Origin of the sequence: Pseudomonas sp. CM25 (assembly GCF_013179705.1) — a bacterium.
In the GTDB taxonomy this organism is placed as follows: domain Bacteria; phylum Pseudomonadota; class Gammaproteobacteria; order Pseudomonadales; family Pseudomonadaceae; genus Aquipseudomonas.
Window position 1 is genome coordinate 1 of record NZ_JABMCW010000328.1, and the last position, 5,833, is coordinate 5,833.

The 5,833-nt window shown below is 62.1% G+C and carries 4 protein-coding genes; all 4 read left to right on the plus strand.

The features are described 5' to 3' along the window. A partial coding sequence (locus tag HP546_RS24535; protein WP_172230669.1) for a prephenate dehydratase domain-containing protein occupies nt 1-566 on the plus strand: 566 nt, incomplete at its 5' end. Between the two features lie 254 nt (nt 567-820). Then, nucleotides 821-3,028 carry a bifunctional prephenate dehydrogenase/3-phosphoshikimate 1-carboxyvinyltransferase gene (locus tag HP546_RS24540; RefSeq protein WP_372242460.1) on the plus strand — a complete coding sequence of 736 codons (2,208 nt, stop codon included), beginning with the start codon at nt 821-823 and terminating at the stop codon, nt 3,026-3,028. Then, nucleotides 3,025-3,711 carry a (d)CMP kinase gene (gene cmk, locus HP546_RS24545; RefSeq protein WP_172230675.1) on the plus strand — a complete coding sequence of 229 codons (687 nt, stop codon included), beginning with the start codon at nt 3,025-3,027 and terminating at the stop codon, nt 3,709-3,711. The genes HP546_RS24540 and cmk overlap by 4 nt, the downstream gene beginning before the upstream one ends. Before the next feature lie 124 nt (nt 3,712-3,835). Then, nucleotides 3,836-5,512 (plus strand): 30S ribosomal protein S1, encoded by a 1,677-nt coding sequence (gene rpsA / locus HP546_RS24550; RefSeq protein ID WP_172230678.1) that lies wholly within the window; start codon nt 3,836-3,838, stop codon nt 5,510-5,512. The last annotated feature ends 321 nt before the right edge of the window (nt 5,513-5,833 follow it).

Genomic DNA, 5,833 nt, shown 5'->3' on the forward strand with positions numbered 1-5,833 from the left:
ACCACCTGCTGGTGGGCGAGAACACCAAGACCGACAGCATCACCCGCATCTACTCCCACGCCCAGTCGCTGGCCCAGTGCCGCAAGTGGCTGGACGCGCACTACCCGAACGTGGAGCGCGTGGCAGTGTCGAGCAACGCCGAGGCCGCCAAACGGGTCAAGGGCGAGTGGAATTCGGCGGCGATCGCCGGTGACATGGCGGCCAACCTGTATGGCCTGACCCGCCTGGCCGAGAAGATTGAAGACCGCCCGGACAACTCCACGCGCTTCCTGATGATCGGCAGCCAGGAAGTGCCGCCGACCGGCGACGACAAGACCTCGATCATTGTTTCGATGAGCAACAAGCCGGGTGCGTTGCACGAGCTGCTGGTGCCGTTCCACCAGAACGGCATCGACCTGACCCGCATCGAGACCCGCCCCTCGCGCAGCGGCAAGTGGACCTACGTGTTCTTCATCGACTTCGTCGGCCACCACCGCGACCCACTGATCAAGGCGGTGCTCGAGCAGATCAGCCAGGAGGCTGTGGCGCTGAAGGTGCTGGGCTCGTATCCGAAGGCGGTGCTTTGATTCAAGGCCAATGGGGCCGCTCTGCGGCCCATCGCCGGCAAGCCAGCCCCCACAAGTACAGCGCAAGCTCGCAGGTTTGCAGTGTCCCAGTGGCCTCGCAGGGGCCGGGCAACTTTCAGGTTTGCACGGTCCCTGTAGGAGCTGGCTTGCCGGCGATGGGCTGCAAAGCAGCCCCAATGGCCCTAACAGGCTGTCTAGATTTCTGAACAGGGTTCGCACCAGTGGTAAAAGCAGCAAAAACCAAACCCGCGCCAATCATCAACCGGCTGGTCGTGGTCGGCCTCGGCCTGATCGGTGGCTCGTTCGCCAAGGGCCTGCGTGAAAGCGGCCTGTGCCGCGAAGTGGTCGGTGTCGATCTGGATGCCCCCTCGCGCAAGCAGGCCGTGGCCCTGGGCGTGGTCGACCGCTGCGAAGAAGACCTCGCCGCCGCTTGTATGGGCGCCGACGTTATCCAGTTGGCCGTGCCGATCCTGGCCATGGAAAAGCTCCTGACGCGCCTGGCGCAGCTGGACCTTGGCGCTGCCATCATTACCGACGTCGGCAGCGCCAAGGGCAACGTGGTGCGTGAAGCGCGCGCCGTCTTCGGTGCGCGCCTGCCGCGCTTCGTCCCGGGCCACCCCATCGCCGGTTCCGAGCAGAGTGGGGTGGAGGCCTCCAACGCCGCGCTGTTCCGCCGTCACAAGGTCATCCTCACGCCGTTGGCGGAAACCGACCCAGCCGCGCTGGCCCTGGTCGACCGCCTGTGGCGTGCGCTGGACGCAGACGTCGAGCACATGCCGGTCGAGCGCCATGACGAAGTGCTGGCCGCCACTAGCCACCTGCCGCACCTGCTGGCCTTTGGCCTGGTCGATTCGCTTGCCAAGCGCGATGAAAACCTCGAGATCTTCCGGTACGCTGCGGGGGGCTTCCGCGATTTCACGAGGATCGCTGGTAGCGACCCGACCATGTGGCATGACATCTTTCTTGCCAACCGCGACGCTGTGCTGCGCACGCTTGATACATATCGCAGTGATCTCGACGCCTTGCGCGACGCGATCGCTGAAGGGGACGGGCACCAGCTGCTGGGTGTATTCACCCGCGCTCGGGTGGCCCGCGAGCATTTCAGTAAAATCCTGGCCCGCCGGGCCTATGTGGACGCTATGAACGCCAACGATCTGATTTTCCTGGCCCAACCAGGTGGCCGCCTGTCCGGACGCATCCGTGTACCGGGCGACAAGTCGATTTCCCACCGCTCGATCATGCTCGGCTCGCTGGCCGAAGGCACCACCGAGGTCGAGGGTTTCCTCGAAGGTGAGGATGCACTGGCGACCCTGCAGGCATTTCGTGACATGGGTGTGGTCATCGAAGGCCCCAGCCATGGTCGCGTGACCATTCACGGTGTCGGCCTGCACGGCCTCAAGCCACCACCCGGCCCGCTATACGTGGGTAACTCCGGCACGTCGATGCGCCTGCTGTCGGGCCTGCTGGCCGGCCAGTCGTTCGACGTGACCATGACCGGCGACGCCTCGCTGTCCAAGCGCCCTATGAACCGTGTGGCCAACCCGCTGCGCGAAATGGGTGCGGTGGTCGAGACTGGCCCTGAAGGCCGTCCGCCGCTGACCATCCGCGGTGGCCACACGCTCAAGGGGCTGACCTACACGCTGCCGATGGCCAGTGCCCAGGTCAAATCCTGCCTGCTGCTGGCCGGTCTGTATGCCGAAGGCAAGACCACCGTCACCGAGCCTGCGCCTACCCGCGACCACACCGAGCGCATGCTGCGCGGCTTCGGTTACCCGGTCGAAAGCAATGGGCCGGTTGCCTCGCTGCAATCCGGTGGCAAGCTGACTGCAACCCGCATCGAAGTACCGGCCGACATTTCCTCGGCGGCGTTCTTCCTGGTGGCGGCGTCCATTGCCGAAGGCTCCGAGCTGGTACTGGAGCATGTCGGCATCAACCCGACCCGTACCGGTGTAATCGACATCCTGCGCCTGATGGGCGGCGACATCACCCTGGAAAACCAGCGTGAAGTGGGTGGCGAGCCGGTCGCCGACCTGCGCGTGCGCGGTGCCAGGCTGAAGGGTATCGACATCCCTGAGAACCTGGTGCCGCTGGCCATCGACGAGTTCCCGGTGCTGTTCGTCGCTGCCGCCTGCGCCGAAGGCCGCACCGTGCTGCGTGGTGCCGAGGAACTGCGGGTGAAGGAGTCCGACCGCATCCAGGTCATGGCCGATGGCCTGATCACCCTGGGTATCAAGTGCGAGCCTACCCCGGACGGCATCATCATCGACGGCGGCCAGCTGGGCGGCGGCGAAGTGCATGGCCACGGTGACCACCGCATCGCCATGGCCTTCAGCGTCGCCTCGCTGCGTGCCAGCGCGCCGATCCGCATTCATGACTGCGCCAACGTCGCCACCTCGTTCCCCAACTTCCTGGCGCTGTGCGCAGAAGTCGGCATTCGCGTGGCAGAAGAGGGCAAGTCGTGAGTTCGAAAGCACCCATCATCACCATCGACGGGCCAAGTGGCTCTGGCAAGGGCACGGTTGCCGGGCTACTGGCACGCGAGCTGGGCTGGCGGCTGCTCGATTCCGGTGCGCTGTACCGCCTGCTGGCGTTCAACGCCAGCAACCACGGCGTCGACCTGACCAATGAAGAGCTGCTGACCAAGCTTGCCGCCCATCTGGATGTGCAGTTCATTGCGGCCGAGCCCGGTAAGCTTCAGCAGACGATCCTTGAAGGCGAGGACGTCAGCCAGGTGATCCGCACCGAAACCGTCGGTGCCGGTGCCTCCATGGTCGCCTCACTGCCTGCGGTGCGCGATGCGCTGCTTCAGCGTCAGCGCGCTTTCCGTGAACTGCCCGGCCTGATCGCCGACGGCCGCGACATGGGCACCGTGGTGTTCCCGGACGCGCCGTTGAAGGTCTTCCTTACTGCCAGTGCAGAAGAGCGTGCTCGTCGCCGTTACCTGCAGTTGAAGGGCAAGGGTGAAGATGTTAGTCTGTCGAGTCTGCTGGATGAGATTCGTGCGCGTGATGAGCGCGACACCCAACGCGCAGTGGCCCCGCTGAGACCAGCGGCCGATGCCATTCAGTTGGACTCTACCGAGTTGTCCATCGAGCAGGTGCTGCAACGTATCAGAAGCGAGATCGCATTACGCGACATTGCCTGATAGCCAGGAAAGCAGGCAGGTGCACCAGTCAACGTCCTGCCGGCTTTCCTTTACTTAAAACAAACCCACATTGTCTGGAATGTGGCGATGGGCGTCTGTTTCGCCCGAATCTACAGGAATTAAAATGAGCGAAAGCTTTGCAGAACTCTTTGAAGAAAGCCTGAAAACCCTCAATCTTCAGCCGGGTGCGATCATCACCGGTATCGTTGTCGACATCGACGGCGACTGGGTTACCGTACACGCTGGCCTGAAGTCCGAGGGCGTCATCCCGCTCGAGCAGTTCTACAACGAAGCTGGCGAGCTGACCATCAAGGTCGGTGACGAAGTTCACGTTGCGCTGGACGCGGTCGAAGACGGCTTTGGCGAAACCAAACTGTCCCGTGAAAAAGCCAAGCGCGCCGAGTGCTGGATTGTTCTGGAAGCAGCTTTCGCCGCCGAAGAAGTGGTCAAGGGCGTTATCAACGGTAAGGTTAAAGGCGGCTTCACTGTCGACGTTAACGGCATCCGTGCGTTCCTGCCGGGCTCCCTGGTTGATGTCCGCCCTGTGCGCGACACCACCCACCTGGAAGGCAAAGAGCTGGAATTCAAGGTCATCAAGCTGGACCAGAAGCGCAACAACGTTGTCGTTTCCCGTCGCAGCGTGCTGGAAGCCGAGAACTCCGCCGAGCGCGAAGCCCTGCTGGAAACCCTGCAGGAAGGCCAGCAAGTCAAAGGTATCGTCAAGAACCTCACCGACTACGGCGCATTCGTGGACCTGGGCGGCATCGACGGCCTGCTGCACATCACCGACATGGCCTGGAAGCGCATCAAGCACCCGTCGGAAATCGTTAACGTTGGCGACGAAGTCGACGTACGCGTTCTGAAGTTCGACCGTGAGCGCAACCGCGTTTCGCTGGGTCTGAAGCAGATGGGCGAAGATCCGTGGGTAGCTATCACTGCCCGTTACCCAGAAGGTACCCGCGTACAAGCGCGCGTTACCAACCTCACCGACTACGGCTGCTTCGCTGAGCTGGAAGAAGGCGTTGAAGGTCTGGTACACGTTTCCGAAATGGACTGGACCAACAAGAACATCCACCCGTCGAAAGTCGTTCAGGTTGGCGACGAAGTGGAAGTCATGGTTCTGGACATCGACGAAGAGCGTCGTCGTATCTCCCTGGGCATCAAGCAGTGCAAGTCCAACCCATGGGAAGACTTCTCCGGCCAGTTCAACAAGGGTGACAAGATCACCGGTACCATCAAGTCGATCACCGACTTCGGTATCTTCATCGGTCTGGACGGCGGCATCGACGGCCTGGTTCACCTGTCCGACATCTCCTGGAACGAAACCGGCGAAGAAGCCGTACGTCGTTTCAAGAAGGGCGACGAGCTGGAAACCGTCATCCTGTCGGTCGACCCAGAGCGCGAGCGCATCTCCTTGGGCATCAAGCAGCTGGAAGACGATCCGTTCTCCAACTTCGTTGCTGTCAATGACAAGGGCGCTATCGTCCGTGGCATCGTGAAAGAAGTTGACGCCAAAGGCGCCATCGTCACTCTGGCCGACGACATCGAAGCTACTCTGAAAGCTTCCGAAATCAGCCGTGACCGCGTTGAAGACGCGCGTAACGTTCTGAAGGAAGGTGAAGAGATCGAAGCCAAGATCATCAGCGTTGACCGCAAGTCCCGCGTTATCAGCTTGTCGATCAAATCGAAAGACGACGCTGAAGAGCGCGAAGCCATCCAGAGCCTGAAAAACGCTCCGGAAGCGGCTGCCGACACCACCATGGCTGCGCTGCTGCGCGAAGCAATGGCCAAACAGAACTGAGTTCTGTTTGATCGGTAAAAAAGGGCGACCCTCGGGTCGCCCTTTTTTTATGCCTGCGAATTTCTAGGGCCGGCCTATCCTGCGGTCTCTGTGGGAGCCGCGCTTGCCGGCGATGGGCTGCGAAGCAGCCCCCATGCAAGCGACACCATTCTGACGAATTTTGAGTGACTTGAAACGTTGGGGCCGCTGCGCGGCCCATCGCCGAATGCGGTGGGTTTGCGGGCTGTGCTACACAGATGGCGCAGGCTCACGCTCACATCCGGCCAACACCGCCCGTTTTGAGAGCGGGTTCACCCGCGAATCAGGCGTCGCGGTGGATGG

Bases quoted from the DNA above. Each gene is read 5' to 3' on its own strand.
- rpsA (WP_172230678.1), top strand. From the start codon at position 3,836: ATGAGCGAAAGCTTTGCAGAACTCTTTGAAGAAAGCCTGAAAACCCTC.